The organism is Leclercia sp. GLN_9 (genome assembly GCF_043105735.1).
GTDB classification, from domain to species: domain Bacteria; phylum Pseudomonadota; class Gammaproteobacteria; order Enterobacterales; family Enterobacteriaceae; genus Enterobacter; species Enterobacter adecarboxylatus.
Map to the genome: position 1 here is coordinate 23,014 of NZ_JBICLV010000035.1, position 21,565 is coordinate 44,578.

Sequence of the window (21,565 nt, forward strand, 5' to 3'; positions counted from 1 at the left end):
CGCGACTGGTCAGTATTGTGTCGTTACTCACCTGTTTAATAATAAAAATTCCGGAGATAAAAAATGAATAAACTCCTGTCAGGTGTCATCGCATCGCTGTTATTTACCTGTACCTCTGCCTGGGCGCAGCCCGTTGAATTACGCATGTCGTGGTGGGGTGGCAACAGCCGCCACCAGGCCACGCTGAAGGCGCTGGACGCCTTCGAAAAGTCGCACCCGGATATTAAAGTGAAGGCCGAATACACCGGCTGGGACGGGCATCTTTCGCGCCTGACCACCCAGATGGCGAGCGGCACCGAGCCGGATGTGATGCAGACCAACTGGCCGTGGCTGATAATCTTCTCCAAAAACGGCGACGGGTATTACGATCTCGACAAACTGAAAGCGGAGCTGGATTTAAGCCAGTATCAGGCTCAGGATCTGCAATCCACCACAATCAACGGCAAGCTCAACGGCCTGCCGGTCTCCGTCAACGCCCCGGTCTTTTACTATAACGACGTGACCTGGCAGAAAGCCGGGCTGGCGTACCCGAAAAACTGGGAGGCGTTTTTTGCCGCCGGGAAAACCTTCCAGCAGAAACTGGGCAACAACTACTATCCCTACACCATGGTCGATCAGGATGTCATTCTGCTGCTCAATGCCTACATGATGCAGACGCACCGCAAGCCGATGTTCAATAGCGACGGCACCTTCGCCTGGAACGACGCGCAGTGGGATGAGGCCTTCAGTTTTGTGAAGCGCCTGAGCGATGACCACGTTCTGCCGTCGCCCAAAACCCTCTCCTCCTACGGCAAAGGCAACCTCTATGAGATGAAGCCGTGGATCAACGGCGAATGGGGCGGCCTGTTCACCTGGAACATTACCATTCGCATGTTTGCCAACAACATGACCCCGCCCGCGAAGCTGGTGCTGGGGGATTACGTCATGCAGCCCGGGACGGAGGAATCGGGGGTGTATTTCAAAACGGCGCAGATGCTGTCGGTGGCAAAATCCACAAAGCATCCCAAAGAGGCGGCAATCCTGGTGAACTACCTGCTTAACGATCCGCAGTCGGTAGAGGCGCTGGGGCTGGAGCGCGGTATTCCGCTTAACAAGGCGGCGGAAACACAGCTCACAGAGCAGGGGCTGATTGACCCGCAGGATCCGGTGATCGCCGGGTTGCGCCAGGCGCAGTCGCTGCACACGACCGCCGTCGCCACGCCCTATATTGAAGATTTGCAGGTGATCGACAGGTTCACCGCCGCGCGGGAAAAACTGGAGCAGGGCCAGCTTCCCGCTCAGGTCGCAGCGGATTTCCGCCAGCAGGTGGAGCGGATTGTGCGGCGTTTAAACCGTTAGTATTGTCGCATGGCGCGGCGCTTACCGACCTGGAGAACCGCAGGCCCGGCAAGCGCCGTGCCGCCGGGCAAGACTCAGAACATTAACCAGCTCACCAGCGGTGCCACCAGCACCATCACCACGCCGGAGAGCATCATCACCAGGCTGGCGACCACCCCCTCCTGCTGGCCCAGCTCATAGGAGCGGGCGGTGCCAGCGCCATGGGAGGCGGCACCAAACCCGGCCCCTTTCGCCATCCCTTCGCGGATCGAGAGCCGCAAAAACAGCATGTCCCCCACCGCCATGCCAAACACCCCGGTGACCACCACAAACAGCGCCACCAGATCCGGCTGCCCGCCGAGCGGTTTTGCCGCGGCCAGCGCAAAGGGCGTAGTGACGGAGCGCACCGCCAGGCTGCGCTGGATCTCATCCGACAGGGTAAACAACCGCGCCAGCCAGACCGAGCTGGTGACGGCCACCACCGTGGCGGTGATCACCCCGGCCGAAAGCGACATCCAGTGGCGTTTGATCACCGCGAGGTTGTCGTACACGGGCACCGCGAAGGCGATGGTCGCCGGGCCGAGCAGCCACAGCAGCCAGTGCGCCTCACCGATATAGTTCTGCCAGGAGATATGCCCCCACACCAGCATCATTACCAGCAAAATCGGGGTGAAGACCAGCGGCATCAGGGGAAGTTTGCGAAAGCGACGATACAGGCGCTTGTTGGCGAAATAGATAATCAGCGTCACCACCAGACAGAGCACGCTGACCTGAAAGTTAGTCATGTTTCTGCCTGCTAATCTCAAAGCGATAGACTTTATCCACCACCCACGCGGTGGCACCCAGCACCATCAGCGTGCTCAGGGCGATCACCGCAAAGATGCGCCAGCCATCCACCATCAGCAGCTGGACGTAATTCACCACCGCCACCACCGCGGGCACAAAAAACAGCAGCATTTCTGCCAGCAGCCAGCGTGAGCCTGCCCGCACCCAATTCAGGGGAATAACGCGGCAGAGGATCAGGCTGAACATCAGCACCATCCCGACCAGATTGGCCGGCAGCGGCAGATGTAGCCAGCCAACAAGGTATTCAGCGAAGACAAAAAGACCCGCGTAAAGCAGTACCTGAACCGGTACCTGGAGTCGTTGCACGACGGCAGGCGTAACGCGACCTAACGCCACGGTCATGGGGGATTTCCTCAAAATGAGACGGAGCGCCAGTATAGTCAGCGCCCGTAATTGACTGAAATGAATTAAAATCATCAAAGGTATAGTTTCGAGGAATAGTCATGGACATACGCACGCTGCGTTACTTTGTCGAAGTGGTACGCCAGCAGAGTTTCACCCGCGCTGCGGAGAAGCTTTTTGTCACCCAACCCACCATCAGCAAAATGCTGAAAAACCTCGAAGATGAACTGAACTGTACCCTGCTGATCCGCGACGGGCGCAAGCTGCTGTTAACCGACACCGGTCGGGTGGTGTTTGAACGCGGTCTGGCGATCCTCGCAGAGTTTCGCCAGCTGGAGGCGGAGCTTGGCGACATCAACCACCTTAACAAAGGCATATTACGCCTCGGTATTCCGCCGATGGTGGGGATGATGATGGCCGGGCCTATCGGCCTGTTTCGCCAGCGCTATCCCGGCGTAGAGCTGAAAATTTCTGAATTTGGTGGCTTAACCGTCCAGCAGGCGGTGATCAACGGCGAGCTGGATCTGGCGATGACCGCCCTGCCCGTGGAGGAGGACAGCGGTCTGACGGCACTGCCGCTGTTCAGCCACCCGCTGTGCGTGCTGGTGCCGCGCTCCGGCAACTGGTTGACCCTCGATACCATTAATCCTGAACTGCTGGCCGAGCACCCGCTGCTGATCTACAACGAAGATTTTGCCCTCAGCCGCCAGCTGATGCAGTTGTTCAGCCAGCACGGTGTTAAGCCGCGCATCGCGGTGCGCAGTGGACAGTGGGACTTTCTGGCTGCGATGGTACAGGCGGGGGTTGGGATCGCGATTTTGCCGCAGCCCATCTGTGAGCGGCTGGATAAAAACACGTTGCGCTGGATCCCGCTGCAGAGCGACCTGCACTGGCAGTTGGGGATGATCTGGCGGGAGGGAGTGTATCTGTCGCACAGCGCCCAGGCCTGGCTGAAATGCTGCGAAGGGTTTTGGGTGCCGGGGTAAACGCAAAACGGTAACCGCCAGGTTACCGTTTTTAGTGTTTGCACCCTCTCCCTGTGGGAGAGGGCCGGGGTGAAGGCATCAGACCGCACTCACCCTACTGCTTCTCTATCAACAACGCTTCCATCAAATCGAGATCGTGCAGTAGTTTTTGCAGCGTCTCGTTGCTGATCTCCCGGGTGGCACGCAGGTGGTACAGCTCTGCGCGTTCCGAGCGCAGCGCTGCCAGGCGGAAGCGGCGTTCAAGGTTCTCTTCCATCAGCGAGCTTTCCACGTCGTTGCGGCCATCCGCACGGCGGCGCAGGTTACCAATCACCCGCGAGCTCACCTCTTTCAGCAGCTGGGTATCGATGTTCTCTTCGGTATCGGCGGCCAGACGCTCCTCCATCTTCTGAATGGTGACAATCGCCACTTCAGCCGTTGCTGCCCGGGCGATACGCGCCTCTTTATGCTGCTGAACGTGGTCGCCCACCTCCATATGTTGCAGCAGGATTGGCAGCATCACCACGCCAACAAACAGGGAGAACAGAATCACCCCTGCCGCCAGGAACACCAGCTCGTAGCGCGCCGGGAAGACATCGCCAGTCGGCAGCAGCAGCGGAATGGAAAGCACACCGGCGAGGGTGATGGCCCCACGCACCCCGGCGAAGGTGGAGATCAGCAGCTCACGCGTGGTCCAGGAACCAAACTCCATCGGTTTGTTTTTCAGGAAACGCACGCTGAATCTTTTCATTGTCCACAGCCAACCGAAACGTACCAGCATCAGCGCGGCGTAAATCAGCACGATGTCGGTAAACAGCATCCAGGTTTCAACATTCGGGTCGGCCTCGGCCGCCACCAGCGAGGACTCAAGGATCCCCGGCAGTTGCAGACCCAATAGCAGGAAGACCATGCCGTTGAAGACAAACTCCAGCATCGCCCAGGTGCTGTTGGCGCGCAGGCGCATCGCCAGCGGCGCGCGGCGCATGACACCGGAGCGGGTGATGGTCATCCCGGCCGCCACCGCAGCCAGGATGCCGGAGAAGCCAATGTGTTCCGCAATCAGATAAGAGGCGAACGGCAGCAGGAACAGCAGTAAGATTTGCGTGGCAGGTTCGTCGCCGCCCCAGCGGCTGAGGAAGCGCAGCGAACGGCCATACAGCCAGCTCACCACAAACCCGGCCAGAATGCCGCCAATCGCCACTTTCAAGAATTCAACGGATGCCCCGCCGATGGTGAAGATCATGGTGCCCATCGCTACGGCGACGGCAAACTTCAGCGCCACCAGGCCGGAGGCGTCGTTCATCAGGGCTTCGCCCTGCAAAATGCCCATGATTTTCTTCGGAATGCGTCCTTCACCAACGATACCGGACAGCGCCACGGCATCGGTGGGTGACAGCACCGCCGCCAGCGCAAAGGCCGGTATCAGCGGGATCCCCGGCACCACCCAGTAGATGAGAAAACCAATCCCCACCACGGTGATCACCACCAGCGCCAGCGCCAGCCCCAGGATCTCGCGCCCATGCTCAAGAAATTCCCGCGTCGGGGTTTTCCAGCCGTCGGCAAACAGCAGAGGCGGGATAAACAGCACCAGAAACAGTTCAGGATCAAACTCGACATGCAATCCGAACGTCGGCCATGCCAGCAGAGCACCGATGGCGATCTGCATCAGCGGCAGCGGTAACTGGAAGGGCAGTACGCGGGTAACTACCCCGGAGAGGGAGACCAAAAGGGTCATGATGAGTATTGTGAAGAAGATTTCCATGCGTTCCCTGTTTGCGAGGTTTTGGTACGTTTACATCACTGGCATCTTGCCACAGTGTATCTCCCTCAGAGTAACGCATAAGGCAACAAGATGTGTTCCGAAAATAAAAACGGGCGGCCTTAGCCACCCGTCTGTTTGCGCAGTTGACAGCTTAGATAGCCCAGCCGCCCGCGTAGAACGCCACCAGCGCCACGGCAATCACCACCGTACCGATGTTCAGTTTACGCCATTCACCGGAGACGATACGCCCGATCACCAGTGATGCGAAGCCGATCATGATGCCGGTAACGATGTTACAGGTCAGCACGATGAACACCGCGGTGATAAGCCCAGCCATCGCGTCAACGAAGTCGGCAAAATCAATTTTCGCCACGTTGCTCAGCATCAGCAGGCCAACGTACATTAGCGCAGGGGCAGTTGCGTACGCCGGAACCAGATAGGACAGCGGGGCAAGGAACAGGATCAGCAGAAACAGCACGCCGATAGTGATCGCCGTCAGACCGGTTTTACCGCCTGCCGCCGTACCCGCCGCCGATTCGATATATACCGCTGCTGGCGCAGCACCCACCAGACCGGAGAAGACGCTGCTCAGGGAGTCGGTGGTCAGCGCTTTGCCGCCATCGATGATCTGACCGTCTTTATCCAGCAGGTTCGCCTGGCCCGCTACCGCGCGGATGGTGCCGGTGGCGTCGAAGACCGCGGTCATCACCAGCGCCAGCACGCTTGGCAGGACAACCGGGTTCAGCGCGCCCATGATATCCAGGCTGCCAATCAGCGAGTTGCCGTTTTCATCGCTCAGGGATGGCATGGCAAATACACCGGAGAAGTGCACCGCGGGATCGAAAATCAGCCCCACAACAGAGACGCCAATAATGGTGAGCAGGATGCCGCCCGGCACTTTCAGTTTTTCCAGACCAATGATCACCGCCAGGCCAATCAGCGACATGATCACCGGGAAGCTGGCGAAATCACCCAGCGCAACCGGCAGACCGTCCAGCGGGTTCTTGATCACCAGGCCAACGCCGTTGGCGGCAATCAGCAGCAGGAACAGGCCGATACCAATGCCGGTGCCGTGCGCAACGCCCTGCGGCAGGTTACGTAGGATCCAGCTGCGGATACCGGTGGCAGAGATGATGGTAAACAGCACACCCATCAGGAACACGGCGCCCAGCGCAACCGGGACGCTGATCTGCTGGCCCAGCACCAGGCTGAACGCGGTGAAGGCGGTCAGTGAGATGGCGCAGCCAATTGCCAGCGGCAGGTTGGCCCACAGACCCATCACGATGGAGCCGACACCGGCAACCAGACAGGTGGCGACAAAGACCGCCGCCGGTGGGAAACCGGCTTTGCCCAGCATGCCCGGCACCACGATCACCGAGTAGACCATGGCCAGGAAGGTCGTCAGACCGGCAACGATCTCCTGACGCACGGTGCTGCCGCGGGCAGAAATTTTGAACATGGCGTCGAGTGAACCGCCGGTACGCGCAGATGGCGTAGACATAGAAAACATCCCCTGAAAATTATAATCGTCGTCGGTCAGCGTGATGGACACTCCACGACCAGCGAAACGTCATATCCCTGTGCTGCGTTTATGACAAAGAGGGGCGTCATAAAAAAAGCAAACGTTTAGCTTCACGCTGACAAAACGGGTGTTGAATTAAAGGCAAACGATTATCCGTCCTGAACACGGGCATTTTCAACTTAACTTTGCCGTTTTTCGCTTATTTTCCTGCGGGGCGGTGAAGAAATAACCAGAGTATGCGCAAACGTTATCGTGAATGCGCAATTTGATAACATTTTCAGGGTTCGTTCAGGATTTGCCAGGGATTTCGAACGGACCGCCCTGCTGGATCGCCCGCTGCCAGGCCGGACGCATTTCGACGTTTTTCATCCATGTTTGCAGATGAGGGAGATCCGCGATGCCGCCACGCTCCAGCAGGGCAAACACCGGAAAACTCATCTGCACGTCCGCCATGCTGAGGTTATCCCCGGCAAACCAGCGGTGATCCTTCAGCCAGGACTCCAGAAAACGGGCGTGGGTTTGCAGCTGGCGGTTGAGATACGTCTTTTGCACCCCCTGCCCCAGCACTTTGCCCAGCGAGCGCAGGCCAAACGGGATCGGCGGTTTACCGAGGCTGGAGAAAACCAGCTTCATCAGCAGCAACGGCATCAGGGAACCTTCCGCGTAGTGAAGCCAGAAGCGGTAGTGCAGTTTCATCTCGCGATCCTGCGGCTTGAGCTGCGATGTAGGATCGTAGGTCTCCTGCAAATATTCGAGGATCGCCCCCGATTCCGCCAGAATCAGGCCGTTATCCTCCAGCACCGGGGATTTACCCAGCGGGTGAACTTTACGCAATGCGGCGGGCGCCATCATCGTCTTATCACGCTGATAACGTTCAATCTGATACGGCAGAGAAAGCTCTTCCAGCGCCCACAGCACACGCTGGGATCGGGACTGGTTGAGGTGGTGGACCTTAATCATGGACATCTCCAGTTGGGCTTACCCACTAACTATAGAAAATTGCACAACCTGGCGAAAAAATTTCGCCTATTTTATGCGCTGTGGAACTGGCAAACCCGGCCTCCCGGCCTAGACTTAAATTGTCAGCACAAACCGGAACCTCCAAACCATGCTCGACTGAGGGGTGTTGATGTCGGGGGAAACCCTCCTGTGAACCAGCGGGATAGAGAGAAAGACAAAGACCGGAAATAAACTAAAGCGCCCGTGTGGCGCTTTAGTTTTTTATGCGTCGGGCTAATCTTCTTCCAGCAACCGCGCGCCGGTGCCCTGCTCGCCCAGCTTATCGCCAGGGTTACGCAGCGGGCAGTCACTACGCGACAGGCATCCGCAGCCAATACAGCCGTCAAGATCGTCGCGCAGCGCCTCCAGGGTATGAATGCGCCGATCCAGCTCATCGCGCCACTGTGACGAGAGTGCTTTCCACTCCTTTGTACTCAGCGTATGCCCCTCCGGCAGGATGCCGAACGCCTCGCCAATGGTGGCCAGCGGGATCCCGATGCGTTGGGCAATCTTGATGATCGCCACATAGCGCAGCACATCGCGGGTATAACGGCGCTGGTTGCCCGTGTTGCGGATACTCTTAATTAACCCTTTGCTTTCATAGAAATGCAGAGCCGACACCGTCACGCCGCTACGCCTTGCCACCTCGCCCGGCGTCAGCAGCGATTTAATCCGCGGTAATTTCTTTTCCATAAAACCTCTTTACCTCAAGTTAACTTGAGGAATTATACTCGCCCGAAGACAAAACGACGAATTAACCGATACAGGTGTAACCAGAAAGAGGCTGCTCTATGTCGCATCAACAAATTATTCAGACACTTATTGAATGGATGGATGACCATATCGATCAACCCTTGAGTATTGATGTGGTGGCTAAAAAGTCGGGTTACTCTAAGTGGTACTTACAGAGAATGTTCCGCGCCGTCATGCACCAGACGCTGGGCGAGTACATTCGGCAACGCAGATTATTGTTGGCGGCTCAGGCGTTACGCACCACCCAGCGCCCTATTTTTGATATCGCCATGGATCTGGGCTATGTCTCCCAGCAGACCTTTTCCCGCGTATTCCGCCGCGAGTTTGATCGTACTCCCAGCGACTATCGTCATCAGCTGAACTAGTGACTGTGGGCGAGTGATGCCGCGACAGGCTGTTGCTGCCAGGTCATGAAATCCTGCGGCGACATCGCCTTCGCGAAGTGCCAGCCCTGACAATACTGCACGCCGCGCTTGTTTAACCAGGTGACCTGTTCCGGTGTTTCCACCCCTTCGGCGATGGTTTTTAAGCGCAGGCTTTGAGCCATTTCGATGATGTGCTCGACAATCAGGTGGCTGGTGCTGTTGGTCGTCAGAGTATCGATAAAAGATTTATCGATTTTCAGGATATCGACGTTCAGCGAATAGAGGTTGTGCAGGTTGGAATAGCCGGTACCAAAATCATCGATCGCCACTTCATAACCCGCCTGACGAAACGCCTGAATTACCGGCGTCGTTTTCGGCACGTCGATAAACCCACGCTCGGTCACTTCAATTTTGATTTGCTGCGCCCGGACATTGTAGTGGCAGGCTTTATCGGTGATCATCGCAATCAGGCGTGAAGAGTGGAAGTCCGTTGCCGACAGGTTAATGGAGATATAGATATGCGGATTGCAGGCGAGAAACGGACCCAGATCGCTGAAGACTTCTTCCACTACATAGTCGGTAATGCGCTCGCTCATGCCCTCTTCTTCTGCCAGCGGAATAAATTCTACCGGACTCATTACCGGGCCGTTAAAACCCGGCCAGCGCAATAACGCTTCAGCCCCGACACAGACATTGGTTTTGATATCGATAATGGGCTGGTAGTGCAGGCAAAGCTGTCTTTTATTTAATGCCCGATGCAATAAGCGCCCCGGAGAATTAAATTCGCGTCGTGTTCTCGACCACATTAATAAAATAATAATGCTGCTGATCATCCCCAGCGGCAGAGTTAATGTCGCCTGGTGATAAAGGACTTCATAAAAACGTTGGTTAGTCGTTGAGACAATGGCGGCAATCGGGCGCTTGTCCGAGCGAACAATCGTATAAAAACGGCCTTCATTCTGGAATATAAGATCGTCATTGCTAATCTGGGTTTTCAATTCACTCTGATTAGCCTGTTCACTGGCGGAGAAAAAGGTATTGGTGACCGTATCAAATACTCCCCACGCCAGGGATCGGTCTGAAGACATTACTTCGCTATACGTCAGGGGGTTAACCACCACCACATAATGACCTAACTGCATATAGGTCATTTTATATCCCTCATAAAACGGGGTGTCGCGGTAATAATAGATAGAGACGTCAGGCTTGCGTTGGTAATTGGCGGCGGAAATGGTATACGGATTCTCGGGGGTGCTCGTCGTTGAGCAAAGGAATTCACGGCCTTGCGCATACACCAGGTCAGCAATGTAGAGTCGCCCCCGGACGATATTCAACATATTTTGTCGGTGTGCCGGCGTGCAAATATCGCCCGAATACTGTTCGGCAGCATGACGAGCCAGCTCAACCTGCTGAATGACCAGTTCAGTTTTGTCTAAAGCGAGTTTTGCAAAGGAACGAAGTTGGCTGCTTGTTTCGTTAATCGCGCGTTGCTGGGCAAACCATAGCGCAAGCATCACAGGTAGCAAAACTACCATGATAACCCCGACTATCCTCAGCACCTTGTCCCGTGCGTTACGATTCATTTCCGCCCTATATCCCTGCTTTTTATGTGCCTGTAATCATGAAGGCCGGATGCTTTGCTAAACAGGTGATTACGTTGCATGAATCATGCGAAGTTAGCAACTGACTTTTAACACCAATAACCTAATATTTGGTTATGCCGATAATATTTGTCCGTAAGCCAAACTGAAAGTATTCGTTTCCTGGTTATTAAGTAAAATAATTACCGGTGTCGAAAGCCAGGCTCCCGGATAACTCAACAGAATGTCGTCGATTAACTCAAACTACCTACAGCATGTAAAAAGCGCAACTTCATCATGAGATTTTGTGCTATTTATCCCATGATAATGATTAAAGTGATTTATAAATAATCAACCGCGACGATTGTTTTTCCTCTTCCCGCGCGTTTGGCATCGTAAAGTGCCTTATCTGCGCTAATGAGTAGCGAGGAGGTATCGTGCGGTTCGCCGCTCACCTCCACGACCCCCGCGCTAAAGGAAAGGGTCAGCATTCGGGTGCCTACGTTAAGCGGCGTCACGGTCAGCGCCTGGCGGAGACGGGTGGAAAGCTGCACCGCCGTGTCGCTGCGGGTCTTAGGCAACAGCAGTAAAAATTCTTCTCCACCCACCCGGCCCAGCGCTGCATCTGGGGGGATCAGCGCCCGCAGGCAGTCGCAGAAGTGCACCAGCGCGGCATCTCCCACCAGGTGGCCCCACTGGTCATTAATCTGTTTGAAGAAATCCAGGTCAAACATCAGGACTGAGAAGTAGCTGTCGCCCTCCTGTCGCTGGCTGGCTTCAAGGGCAACGGCAATTTGCTGCAGGATGGCAAAACGATTTAAGCAGCCCGTCAGATCGTCGGTCATGGCCTTCATTTCCAGAAGCCGCTCCGCGTTTTTACGGGCGGTAATATCAAGCCCGATATTGAGTATTGAGCCGTCCGGCAGGGAAATGTTCGACCACAGGATCGTCAGCTGCATCCCGTCCCGGCGCACAGGGTGCCATTCGTACATGTCGTTAAGCGGGGTGATGTTGACCGACTCATGCACCCGGCGACGCATCTCCGGGTCAGGATAAAACTGCGCCAGCGGATCGGGATGGGCGTTGATCTCCGCCATCGTCCAGCCAAACACCTTTTCGCATTCGGCATTCCACAACACGCAGCGGCTATTTCTGTCGAACGAGTTCATCAGCACCGGCGCCCGTTCAAACAGTGTTTTGTACTGGGCGATCATCCGCTGCATCTCTTTTGCCGTGCGCTCTCGGGCGACAAGCCCGGTGACAACATCCTTCAGCTTTTCCACCAGGATAATTACCACCTCTTTCAGCACAGTGAGGGGGCTTTGCGGCTGCGTAAACCCAAGGAAGAAGTAGCCGTGCTGATGCGGGGCCATTTTACACAGCACCCCGCACTGTAATTGGTGGTGTCCCGGATGGCCGGGAGGGAATATCAGCGTGCCGGTATTCTCTTTCCAGCCGATTGTCTGCCATGAACGCTGATGACGTTGCAATAACAGGCTGGCAAGAAAAGCATTAATTTCCAGCGGATGGCAGGTTAACTCACCGGCACTGACCAGCTGCGGCTGGCCCGTCTCATCCTGCATCATCACCCAGCTGAGCTGGGCGCCAAAGGTATAATTTATCGTCTCCAGCAAAGACGTTAAGGTGGCATGGGAGGATAGTTTTGGCATTAATTTAGCTAATGCATGCAAGGCCCGGGTACTGTCATTAATATTTTCTCGATTTACTTGCTTCATTGTTTATTCGCAGCTCATTAACGAGACAGAAATACCGCAACGAATTAATCAGGAATGAAATGACATTCAGTCAGATACATGAATCCGAGAATCTTCCAGAGACGCGTGTGTAAAATTAAAAGAAAAAAGAATAAACAGAAAAAAAGCTCAAGCCTGATTTATTTATTACGAACATATTAAGCAACCGGAAGAAGCATAATCCATACCTCTGAGGCTGTAAATATTGTACATCGACCTTCGCTCTGTACATGTTTTCTTATCCTGATGAATTATCAGCAAAGTTATCATAAATACAGCGCATGGCAGACTAAATATATATTTCAAGTAGTTATAACCATGCTGACAGCATGGTTTAAAAATCGCTATTTTTATGCATTTGCCCAGTGGCGAATAAAAGAACAAATGTGATATAGTTCACACATCTTATGTAACAAGAAACATTGTTTCATTGTTGTGAGTCTGAGCCTGCCGATAGCCAGTTTGCCACAGTGTGTGGGCAACGTCGCGCTTTACCCGGCGGCGGTTATCTTTGAGGATCGTTTTATGGCAGCTATTACCACTGGCGTTGTGTTTGCACGCTGGGAGTTGTTGAGCGCGGTGCTGATGTTTCTGGCCAGCACGCTGAACATTCAGTTTCGTAAATCGGATTACGCCGTTCTGGCGGTGATCAGCACCTGTCTGGGTCTGGCGGCGGCATGCTGGTTTGCCACCGGCCTGCTGGGTATCACCCTGCTGGATGTGGCGGCGATCTGGAATAACGTTAAAGCGGTAATGGTCGAGGCGATGAGCCATACGCCACCAGACTGGCCAATGATGTACACCTGATGCCTGTGGGCGAGACATTCTGAAAAGAAAAACTGAAAATAAAAAACCCAGACCGCGGTCTGGGTTTTTTATTGTTGCGAAACGCAGGTTCTGATTATCAGAACGGGATATCGTCGTCGAAATCCATTGGCGGTTCGTTAGACTGCGCTGGTGCAGACGGCTGCTGCTGCGGGCGAGACTGCGCGCCGCCGCTGAACTGGTTGCCGCCCTGAGGCTGCTGAGGCTGACCCCAACCGCCCTGCTGCTGCTGGCCGCCACCTGCTGGTGCGCCACCGCCCTGACGGCCACCCAGCATCTGCATGGTGCCGCCGACGTTTACCACCACTTCAGTGGTGTATTTTTCTGCGCCGGACTGATCGGTCCATTTACGGGTACGCAGCTGGCCTTCGATATAGACCTGGGAGCCTTTACGCAGATATTCACCGGCCACTTCGGCCAGTTTGCCAAACAGCACAACGCGGTGCCATTCGGTCTGCTCTTTCATCTCGCCGGTCGCTTTATCACGCCAGGATTCGGAAGTAGCCAGCGTAATGTTGGCCACTGCACCACCACTCGGCATATAGCGTACTTCCGGGTCCTGGCCCAGATTACCGACGAGAATCACCTTGTTTACGCCTCTGCTGGCCATGATCGTGTCTCCTGAAAACTTGTCTGAAAAGAGTGTAGCGCGCGAGTGTACCATTTCCACGTGGTCTTTCGATAGTTTCGAAGCATCTTCCAGAGTTCTCACGAAGGATACATTGTTGCACAAGTCACCAGAATTTGCATTCCAATACTGTATATCCAGCCAGGTCAATTTGTGTCATAATTAATCGTTTCTGCCGGTTGTCCTTCAAACAAACCAGGCATTCCGTGTATCTACCTACCGGGAAAGGTGAATGGATAAGATAGAAGTTCGGGGCGCCCGCACCCACAATCTCAAGAATATCAACCTCGTCATCCCTCGCGACAAACTGATCGTCGTGACCGGGCTTTCAGGCTCAGGCAAATCTTCACTGGCTTTCGACACCCTGTATGCCGAAGGGCAGCGTCGTTACGTCGAATCGCTCTCTGCTTATGCGCGCCAGTTCCTGTCGCTGATGGAAAAACCGGACGTCGACCATATCGAAGGGTTGTCGCCGGCCATCTCTATTGAGCAGAAGTCGACCTCCCATAACCCGCGTTCCACCGTCGGGACCATCACCGAAATCCATGACTACCTGCGTCTGCTGTATGCCCGCGTGGGCGAGCCGCGCTGCCCGGATCACGATGTTCCGCTGGCGGCCCAGACCGTCAGCCAGATGGTGGATAACGTGCTGGCGCAGCCGGAAGGCAAACGCCTGATGCTGCTGGCGCCAATCATTAAAGAGCGTAAAGGCGAGCACACCAAAACGCTGGAAAACCTGGCAAGCCAGGGCTATATCCGCGCCCGTATTGACGGCGAAGTGTGCGATCTTTCCGATCCGCCTAAGCTGGAGCTGCAAAAGAAACACACCATTGAAGTGGTCATCGATCGCTTTAAGGTGCGTGACGATCTGACTCAGCGCCTGGCAGAGTCGTTCGAAACCGCGTTGGATCTCTCCGGCGGTACGGCCGTGGTTGCCGATATGGACGACCCGAAAGCAGACGAAATGCTCTTCTCGGCTAACTTTGCCTGCCCGGTGTGCGGTTACAGCATGCGCGAGCTGGAACCGCGTCTGTTCTCGTTCAACAACCCGGCGGGCGCGTGCCCGACCTGCGATGGTCTGGGCGTGCAGCAGTATTTCGATCCTGACCGGGTGATCCAGAACCCGGAGCTGTCGCTGGCAGGCGGCGCGATCCGCGGCTGGGATAAGCGTAACTTCTACTACTTCCAGATGCTGAAGTCGCTGGCGGAACACTACAAATTCGACGTCGAAGCGCCGTGGGGTAGCCTCAGCCCAACCGTGCACAAGGTGATCCTGTTCGGTTCCGCGAAAGAGAACATCGAGTTCAAATACATGAACGATCGCGGCGATACCTCGGTACGCCGTCATCCGTTCGAAGGCGTGCTGCACAACATGGAGCGCCGTTACAAAGAGACGGAATCCAGCGCGGTACGTGAAGAGCTGGCGAAGTTCATCAGCAACCGCTCCTGCGCGACCTGTGACGGCACCCGTCTGCGTCGCGAAGCGCGCCACGTGTATGTTGAAAACACGCCGCTGCCGACCATCTCGGACATGAGCATCGGCCACGCGATGGACTTCTTCACCAACCTGAAGCTCTCCGGCCAGCGTGCGCAAATCGCCGAGAAAGTGCTGAAAGAGATCGGCGATCGCCTCAAGTTCCTGGTCAACGTCGGCCTGAACTACCTGACCCTCTCCCGCTCGGCAGAGACCTTGTCCGGCGGCGAAGCGCAGCGTATCCGTCTGGCGAGCCAGATTGGTGCGGGCTTAGTCGGGGTGATGTACGTGCTGGATGAGCCGTCTATCGGTCTGCACCAGCGCGACAACGAACGCCTGCTCGGCACGCTGATCCACCTGCGTAACCTCGGTAACACGGTGATTGTGGTTGAGCATGACGAAGATGCCATTCGCGCGGCCGACCACGTGATCGACATCGGCCCGGGGGCTGGCGTCCACGGTGGTCAGGTTGTGGCAGAAGGGCCGCTGGACGCCATTATGGCGGTACCGGAATCCCTGACCGGCCAGTACATGAGCGGCAAGCGTAAGATTGAAGTGCCGAAACAGCGCGTGCCTGCGAACCCGGAAAAAGTGCTGAAGCTCACCGGGGCGCGTGGCAACAACCTGAAAGACGTCACGCTGACCCTGCCGGTTGGCCTGTTCACCTGTATTACGGGTGTGTCAGGTTCCGGTAAATCGACGCTGATCAACGATACCCTGTTCCCGATTGCTCAGACGCAGTTGAACGGTGCGACCCTGGCTGAGCCAGCGCCGTATCGCGACGTTACCGGTCTGGAGCATTTCGACAAGGTGATCGATATCGATCAAAGCCCGATTGGTCGTACCCCGCGTTCTAACCCGGCGACCTATACCGGTGTCTTTACGCCAGTACGTGAACTCTTTGCCGGCGTGCCGGAATCGCGTTCGCGCGGCTATACGCCAGGTCGTTTCAGCTTTAACGTGCGCGGTGGTCGCTGCGAAGCCTGTCAGGGCGATGGGGTGATCAAAGTCGAAATGCACTTCCTGCCGGATATCTACGTGCCGTGCGACCAGTGCAAAGGCAAGCGCTATAACCGCGAAACGCTGGAGATTAAGTACAAAGGCAAGACCATCCACGAAGTGCTGGATATGACCATTGAAGAAGCACGTGAGTTCTTTGATGCCGTTCCGGCGCTGGCGCGTAAGCTCCAGACCCTGATGGATGTCGGTCTGACCTACATTCGTCTGGGCCAGTCGGCGACCACGCTGTCAGGCGGTGAAGCGCAGCGCGTGAAGCTGGCGCGTGAGCTGTCCAAGCGCGGCACCGGTCAGACACTGTACATTCTGGATGAGCCAACTACCGGTCTGCACTTTGCCGATATCCAGCAGTTACTCGAGGTGCTGCACCAGCTGCGCGATCAGGGCAACACCATCGTGGTGATTGAGCACAACCTGGACGTGATTAAAACCGCGGACTGGATTGTCGATCTCGGCCCGGAAGGCGGCAGCGGCGGCGGCGAAATCCTGGTTTCCGGCACCCCGGAAACCGTCGCGGAATGCGAAGCCTCACACACGGCCCGCTTCCTTAAGCCTCTTCTGAAGTAGTTATACCGAAAGCTGCTGCCGGGTCATCTCCGGCAGCAGTTCCACCGCCTGTTTGTAAGAGGCATCCACCAGGTAGTAAATCTGCGAATCCGGTATCGACCCATCCAGGTAGACCGTGCTCCAGTGGGCTTTATTCAGGTGCTGGCTGGGACGCACATCGGTATGCTGCTGGCGCAGCAGCTCCGCCAGTTCCGGGCTGGTTTTTAACGAGGCCGCCGGACGCCCCTCCACATCTTTCACCATCGCAAACAGCACGTCTGCGACTTTAATCTGGGTTGCCTTCCAGTCACTGTGCACGCTCTGCTCCGCACCCGGCTTATTCATGCAGTACTGAAGTATCTCCGAAATTGTCATCATTATTCCCCTTGTAGCGTAGCGATAATTTTGCGCGAACCGCCATGGATACGATGTTCTCCCAGCCAGATCCCCTGCCAGGTACCCAACTGCACGCGGCCATGATTCACCGGCAGCAGCAGAGAGACGCCCAGCATGGAGGATTTAATATGGGAAGGCATGTCGTCTGGCCCCTCATCATCATGTTCCCAGCGGGCACCGTCGGGAACGGATTTGAGAAAATGCTGCTCCATATCGGAACGGACGGTGGGATCGCAATTCTCGTTGAGCGTGAGAGAGGCTGACGTGTGTTGCAGCAAAAGATGCAGTAAACCGACGTTGATGCGGGAAAGATCGCAGATCTGTCCAAGGACCTCGTCCGTCACCAGGTGAAAACCACGAGACCTGGCGCGCAGGGTCAGGGTTTGCTGATACCACATGTGCTGCTCCGTGTTACAGGATAATCCTTCTAAGTGTGCAGCAATACGACGAAAGGTAAAACCCGTAGCGGGTAAATCTGCTTAAAAAAGCGACTTTTCCGCCCCATGCACTCAGTATTCTGAATTGACGATCACCTCTTCGCCAAACGCCCCTGCCTGTGGCAGCGGTTTGTACGTCGAGTTGGAGGCGCGCAGCACCCGGATGCCTCTGGCGCCTGCCTCGCGGGCTGCGGCGATGTCGCTATCGGCATCGCCGTAGTAAATCTTGATCTGTTTCTGCTCCATCCACGACGCTTTGTTGTTTGTGCCCGATGTGTCACCGGCAAAAATGACCGGGTTCATGGCCGCGGCGGGGATCAGAAAGGCGTCCTGCAAGGTTTTGGTGACGGTTTCGGTTCGGGTAGGATGACGCCCGGTAATAAACCAGATCCTGTCGCCACGCTTAACGTGCATGGCAATCAGCGAGCGGGCCACCTCTTTCGGAATGCTGAACTCATCCCAGCCGTTGTTCATCTGCTGCCAGAAAGCCGGATTTTTCAGGTAATCCTCGCTCTGCGGTGACCAGGTCTTTTTACCCCGCCAGAAGCCCGGGCTGGAGAACAGGACGGTGTCATCAATATCAAATCCCACCGACATGGGCGGACGTCCCATCAGGCTGTTTTCTATCTGGGTAACAGACACCCAATGGATCGGCTCCTGTTCGGCCAGTCTGGCGGCGTTGGTACCGGTATATAACGGTGGGGGTGATGAGGGGCGCGCGACTACCGGGTGACTAAGCGAGAGTAATAAGCAGGCAGCGCTGAAAGCCAGTGTGATCTTGCGCATATTATCCCCTGAATATTCAAACCGTTATTGTTTATTTTTGAGCGGATGGTCAAAAACCACATCGAAAATAACCGCAGCGGGAGGGGAATGAAAGGAAATTCTTCATTAAAGGCGTAATAAAAGGAGGGATATCACAGCGCGGGGTTTCCTGATTGCGGCCCCCTTCGTCAACGCAAGGAGGCCGCGAGTAAGTACTTACATTACAGCGGCAAAGGCCTGCGCCACGCGCTGAACGTTGCTGCTGTTCAGGCCTGCCACGCACATACGTCCGCTGGCAATCAGGTAGACGCCAAACTCATCGCGCAGGCGATCCACCTGCTGCGCGCTGAAGCCGGTGTAGCTGAACATGCCGCGCTGCTGCAGCAGGTAGTCGAAGTTGTGCCCCGGCACCGCCTCTTTCAGCACATCGACCAGCGTCTGGCGCATGGAAAGGATACGGGTACGCATCGCTTCCACTTCCGCCAGCCACTCGGCTTTGAGTGCGTCGTCGCCCAGCACGGTCGCCACGACCTGCGCACCAAAGTTTGGCGGGCTGGAGTAGATACGACGCACGGTGGCTTTCAGCTGGCCAAGCACGCGCCCGGCAGCGTCCTGGTCTTCGCAGACCACGGAGAGGCCACCCACACGCTCGCCATACAGGGAGAAGATTTTGGAGAAGGAGTTGCTGACCAGTGCCGGCAGGCCAGCGCTGGCGATGGCGCGAATGGCATAGGCGTCCTCTTCCATCCCGGCACCAAAGCCCTGATAGGCAATGTCGAGGAACGGGATCAGGTTGCGCGCTTTCAGCACCTCAATCACGGCATCCCACTGATCGTTGGTCAGATCGGCACCGGTCGGGTTATGGCAGCACGGGTGCAGCAGCACGATGCTGCGTTCCGGCAGAGTGCTCAGTTTTTCCAGTAACGCACCAACACGCACCCCATTGCTCTGATCGTCAAACCACGGGTAGGTGTTCACCGTGAAGCCTGCGCCTTCAAAGATGGCGACGTGGTTTTCCCAGGTCGGGTCGCTCACCCAGACACCGGATTCCGGGAAATATTTGTGCAGGAAGTCTGCGCCAACCTTCAGCGCGCCTGAGCCGCCCAGGGTCTGGATGGTGGCGACACGCTTTTCCACCAGAACCGGATGGTCTGCGCCAAACAGCAGCGGGGCAATGGTGTGACGATAGCTGTTCAGCCCTTCCATCGGCAGATAGAGCGAGGCGCCGTGCGGCGTGGCGTTCAGACGTTCTTCGGCTTTGGCCACCGCCTGCAGCTGCGGAATAATGCCGGCTTCGTTGTAATAAAGACCGATGCTGAGGTTAACTTTATCGCCGCGCGGATCTTCTTTAAAACGCTCCATTAAGGAGAGGATGGGGTCGCCAGCATAGGCGTCAACTTTCTGGAACACGCGATGGTTCTCCGGGTAATAATGAGGCAGGGAATTCAACAATAAACCGGAAGCGGCAGAAGATCGAGAGGATGTTAAGGAAGATGAGGTGTGGGCGACAGAACCTGCGGGCGGCCTGTTTCCCCTCACCCTGGCTCTAAAAGGCCGAGGGCTCCCCAGTATTTTATTGCCCTTAAAGCCATGTCGGCGTTCTAAGAGGATAAATAACTTATAGCGGCTCCCTGGTCCGGCTGAAAATCGTCGAAGCGTTTCCGGAAGGCCGGGGCGAGGCACAGGGATGCGCCGGGAGGGCATAGCCTGCAGGGATGCTGGCTGGTGCCCGACCCGAAAGTCTGAAGGAATAAGCTGAGTGCACCGCGACGCGGCGATTTTCCTGGCCGGGAGCCGGGATTGTGAAGAGGGAGGCGGCGAGCCCCCTTAACAGGTTCGCGAGTGACGCGACTGACAAAGAAGTGCAGAACCTAAGGTGAACGGAACAATCACCTCAGTCGCATGCTCCCCCTTACCCCAGCCCTCTCCCTAAGGGAGAGGGAGCAGTCCGTGCGGGTTTCTCACTCACACAGAATTGAGGGAAAGTCGATATCAGTCGAGGTAGTGCATTGCCACCCGCGACGTCAGTCGGGTGATAAGTTCGTAAGCGCTCACTTTTGTAATTTCCGCGATTCGCTCCACGGGTAAACCTTCTCCCCACAGGATCACCGGATCGCCCGCCTTCTCCTGCGCCTCTGGCCCGAGGTCAACGCAGATCATGTCCATCGCGACACGGCCGACAATAGGCACTTCGCGGCCATTGACCAGCACTGGCGTACCGGATGGGGCCGCGCGCGGGTAACCGTCGCCATAGCCCATCGCCACCACGCCCAGACGGGTGTCGCGCTCGCTGACCCAGGTGCCGCCGTAGCCCACCGGTTCACCGGCTTTGTGCTCGCGCACCGCAATCAGGCTGGAAGTGAGTGACATCACCGGCTGAAAACCGAAGTCCGGCCCCCAGGGTTTGCCCTCCAGCGGTGAAACGCCATACAGAATAATGCCCGGACGCGCCCAGTCGAAGTGGGACTGCGGCCACAGCAAAATACCGCCGGAGGCCGCTATCGAGCGTAAGCCCGGCTTGCCTTCGCAGAAGGTATTGAAGATATCGAGCTGCTGTTCGGTCGCGCCACATTCCGGCTCATCGGCGCGAGCAAAATGGCTGACGATATTGACCGGCTGACGAACGTTCTGGCACTGGCTTAAACGCTGATAAAAAGCCTCAGCTTGCTCCGGGCGTACGCCGAGGCGGTGCATGCCGGTGTCGAGCTTCATCCACACGGTGACCGGCTCACTGAGTACCGCGTTCTCCAGCGCCTCGAGCTGCTCTCTGTTGTGCACGGCGGTATGCAGCTGTTTTTCGGCGATGGTTGGCAGATCGGCGGCATTAAAGAAGCCTTCGAGCAGCAGTATCGGCTGGGTGATCCCCCCTTCGCGCAGGCGTAGGGCTTCTTCGAGACGGGCGACGCCAAAGGCGTCTGCATCAGGGAGCGTTCGCGCGGTCTCGATCAGACCGTGTCCGTAAGCGTTCGCTTTCACGACTGCAACCAGTTTGCTGGCGGGAGCCAGTTCACGCAGGCGTTGCAGGTTGTGTCGCAGAGCGCGGCGGTTAATGACTACAGTTGCCGCTTGCATTTGAATTCCTTAATAAAAAGACTCTCCAGCATCATTCACGATGCAGAACAAAAACGCTATCGCGTTTTTGAACAGCGCCTGCGCAGGCCCCGAAGGGGCGAGGACGCAGCCGAGTCACGTGACAAGCCCGTTCACCCCGGGAGCTTAGTAAGCCGGGGTGAGCGGGCGCAGTCAACGCCCCTGCGGCGTGAAGGATGAGG

19 protein-coding genes are annotated in these 21,565 nt (G+C 56.3%); 5 read left to right on the forward strand and 14 right to left on the reverse strand.

The annotated features are described in order from the left end of the window. The first annotated feature begins 63 nt into the window (after positions 1 to 63). Positions 64 to 1,338 (forward strand): ABC transporter substrate-binding protein, encoded by a 1,275-nt coding sequence (locus tag ACF8PE_RS20235; protein ID WP_059308940.1) that lies wholly within the window; start codon positions 64 to 66, stop codon positions 1,336 to 1,338. A 74-nt stretch (positions 1,339 to 1,412) separates the two neighbouring features. Here ACF8PE_RS20235 and ACF8PE_RS20240 read toward each other — a convergent pair whose 3' ends face one another. Next, positions 1,413 to 2,102 (reverse strand): LrgB family protein, encoded by a 690-nt coding sequence (locus ACF8PE_RS20240; protein ID WP_032616021.1) that lies wholly within the window; start codon positions 2,100 to 2,102, stop codon positions 1,413 to 1,415. After that, entirely contained in the window at positions 2,095 to 2,505 is a 411-nt protein-coding gene (locus ACF8PE_RS20245) for a CidA/LrgA family protein (RefSeq protein ID WP_032616019.1), read from the reverse strand. The genes ACF8PE_RS20240 and ACF8PE_RS20245 overlap by 8 nt, the downstream gene beginning before the upstream one ends. A 101-nt stretch (positions 2,506 to 2,606) precedes the next feature. Here ACF8PE_RS20245 and ACF8PE_RS20250 point away from each other — a divergent pair, with 101 nt between their 5' ends. Further along, positions 2,607 to 3,491: a LysR family transcriptional regulator gene (locus ACF8PE_RS20250; RefSeq protein WP_059308941.1), complete on the forward strand. Its 885-nt coding sequence runs from the start codon at positions 2,607 to 2,609 to the stop codon at positions 3,489 to 3,491. A gap of 94 nt (positions 3,492 to 3,585) precedes the next feature. Here ACF8PE_RS20250 and ACF8PE_RS20255 read toward each other — a convergent pair whose 3' ends face one another. The 4 genes from ACF8PE_RS20255 to soxR all read right to left on the reverse strand — a co-directional run bounded on the left by ACF8PE_RS20255 (position 3,586) and on the right by soxR (position 8,446). Next, positions 3,586 to 5,232, reverse strand: a complete 1,647-nt coding sequence (locus ACF8PE_RS20255) for a Na+/H+ antiporter (protein WP_392495214.1) — start codon at positions 5,230 to 5,232, stop codon at positions 3,586 to 3,588. A 151-nt stretch (positions 5,233 to 5,383) separates the two neighbouring features. After that, on the reverse strand, positions 5,384 to 6,733 hold the full coding sequence (ghxP, locus tag ACF8PE_RS20260) for a guanine/hypoxanthine transporter GhxP (RefSeq protein WP_032616060.1): 1,350 nt from the start codon (positions 6,731 to 6,733) through the stop codon (positions 5,384 to 5,386). A 309-nt stretch (positions 6,734 to 7,042) separates the two neighbouring features. Next, entirely contained in the window at positions 7,043 to 7,714 is a 672-nt protein-coding gene (locus ACF8PE_RS20265; RefSeq protein WP_392495215.1) for a glutathione S-transferase family protein, read from the reverse strand. A 273-nt stretch (positions 7,715 to 7,987) separates the two neighbouring features. Beyond that, positions 7,988 to 8,446, reverse strand: a complete 459-nt coding sequence (gene soxR / locus ACF8PE_RS20270) for a redox-sensitive transcriptional activator SoxR (protein ID WP_392495216.1) — start codon at positions 8,444 to 8,446, stop codon at positions 7,988 to 7,990. 98 nt (positions 8,447 to 8,544) lie between these two features. Between soxR and soxS the strand changes: the two genes are divergently transcribed. Then, the gene (gene soxS, locus ACF8PE_RS20275) at positions 8,545 to 8,871 is read left to right on the forward strand and encodes a superoxide response transcriptional regulator SoxS (RefSeq protein WP_039031951.1); all 327 of its coding nucleotides are present in this window, start codon (positions 8,545 to 8,547) and stop codon (positions 8,869 to 8,871) included. Here the strand turns inward: soxS and ACF8PE_RS20280 are convergent. Beyond that, positions 8,868 to 10,454 carry an EAL domain-containing protein gene (locus ACF8PE_RS20280; protein WP_392495217.1) on the reverse strand — a complete coding sequence of 529 codons (1,587 nt, stop codon included), beginning with the start codon at positions 10,452 to 10,454 and terminating at the stop codon, positions 8,868 to 8,870. The genes soxS and ACF8PE_RS20280 overlap by 4 nt on opposite strands. 338 nt (positions 10,455 to 10,792) lie before the next feature. Continuing rightward, positions 10,793 to 12,121, reverse strand: coding sequence for a sensor domain-containing diguanylate cyclase (locus ACF8PE_RS20285; RefSeq protein WP_230431116.1), 1,329 nt, complete (start codon positions 12,119 to 12,121; stop codon positions 10,793 to 10,795). A 609-nt stretch (positions 12,122 to 12,730) separates the two neighbouring features. Here ACF8PE_RS20285 and ACF8PE_RS20290 point away from each other — a divergent pair. Beyond that, on the forward strand, positions 12,731 to 13,012 hold the full coding sequence (locus ACF8PE_RS20290; RefSeq protein WP_032616001.1) for a YjcB family protein: 282 nt from the start codon (positions 12,731 to 12,733) through the stop codon (positions 13,010 to 13,012). Between the two features lie 97 nt (positions 13,013 to 13,109). Here ACF8PE_RS20290 and ssb1 read toward each other — a convergent pair whose 3' ends face one another. After that, on the reverse strand, positions 13,110 to 13,640 hold the full coding sequence (ssb1, locus tag ACF8PE_RS20295) for a single-stranded DNA-binding protein SSB1 (RefSeq protein WP_032615999.1): 531 nt from the start codon (positions 13,638 to 13,640) through the stop codon (positions 13,110 to 13,112). Positions 13,641 to 13,890: 250 nt separating this feature from the next. Between ssb1 and uvrA the strand changes: the two genes are divergently transcribed. Further along, positions 13,891 to 16,716 (forward strand): excinuclease ABC subunit UvrA, encoded by a 2,826-nt coding sequence (gene uvrA, locus ACF8PE_RS20300; RefSeq protein WP_059308945.1) that lies wholly within the window; start codon positions 13,891 to 13,893, stop codon positions 16,714 to 16,716. Here the strand turns inward: uvrA and ACF8PE_RS20305 are convergent, their stop codons facing one another. From ACF8PE_RS20305 to alr, 5 genes are all read right to left on the reverse strand, one after another. Further along, entirely contained in the window at positions 16,717 to 17,070 is a 354-nt protein-coding gene (locus ACF8PE_RS20305) for an MmcQ/YjbR family DNA-binding protein (RefSeq protein ID WP_032615995.1), read from the reverse strand. It abuts the gene before it with no gap. 2 nt (positions 17,071 to 17,072) lie between these two features. Continuing rightward, entirely contained in the window at positions 17,073 to 17,489 is a 417-nt protein-coding gene (locus ACF8PE_RS20310; protein WP_130587981.1) for a secondary thiamine-phosphate synthase enzyme YjbQ, read from the reverse strand. A 111-nt stretch (positions 17,490 to 17,600) separates the two neighbouring features. Further along, positions 17,601 to 18,314: an acid phosphatase AphA gene (gene aphA / locus ACF8PE_RS20315; protein ID WP_032615991.1), complete on the reverse strand. Its 714-nt coding sequence runs from the start codon at positions 18,312 to 18,314 to the stop codon at positions 17,601 to 17,603. Positions 18,315 to 18,509: 195 nt separating this feature from the next. Next, on the reverse strand, positions 18,510 to 19,703 hold the full coding sequence (tyrB, locus tag ACF8PE_RS20320) for an aromatic amino acid transaminase (protein WP_032615989.1): 1,194 nt from the start codon (positions 19,701 to 19,703) through the stop codon (positions 18,510 to 18,512). Positions 19,704 to 20,285: 582 nt separating this feature from the next. Beyond that, the gene (gene alr, locus ACF8PE_RS20325; RefSeq protein WP_059308947.1) at positions 20,286 to 21,365 is read right to left on the reverse strand and encodes an alanine racemase; all 1,080 of its coding nucleotides are present in this window, start codon (positions 21,363 to 21,365) and stop codon (positions 20,286 to 20,288) included. Positions 21,366 to 21,565: the final 200 nt, after the last annotated feature.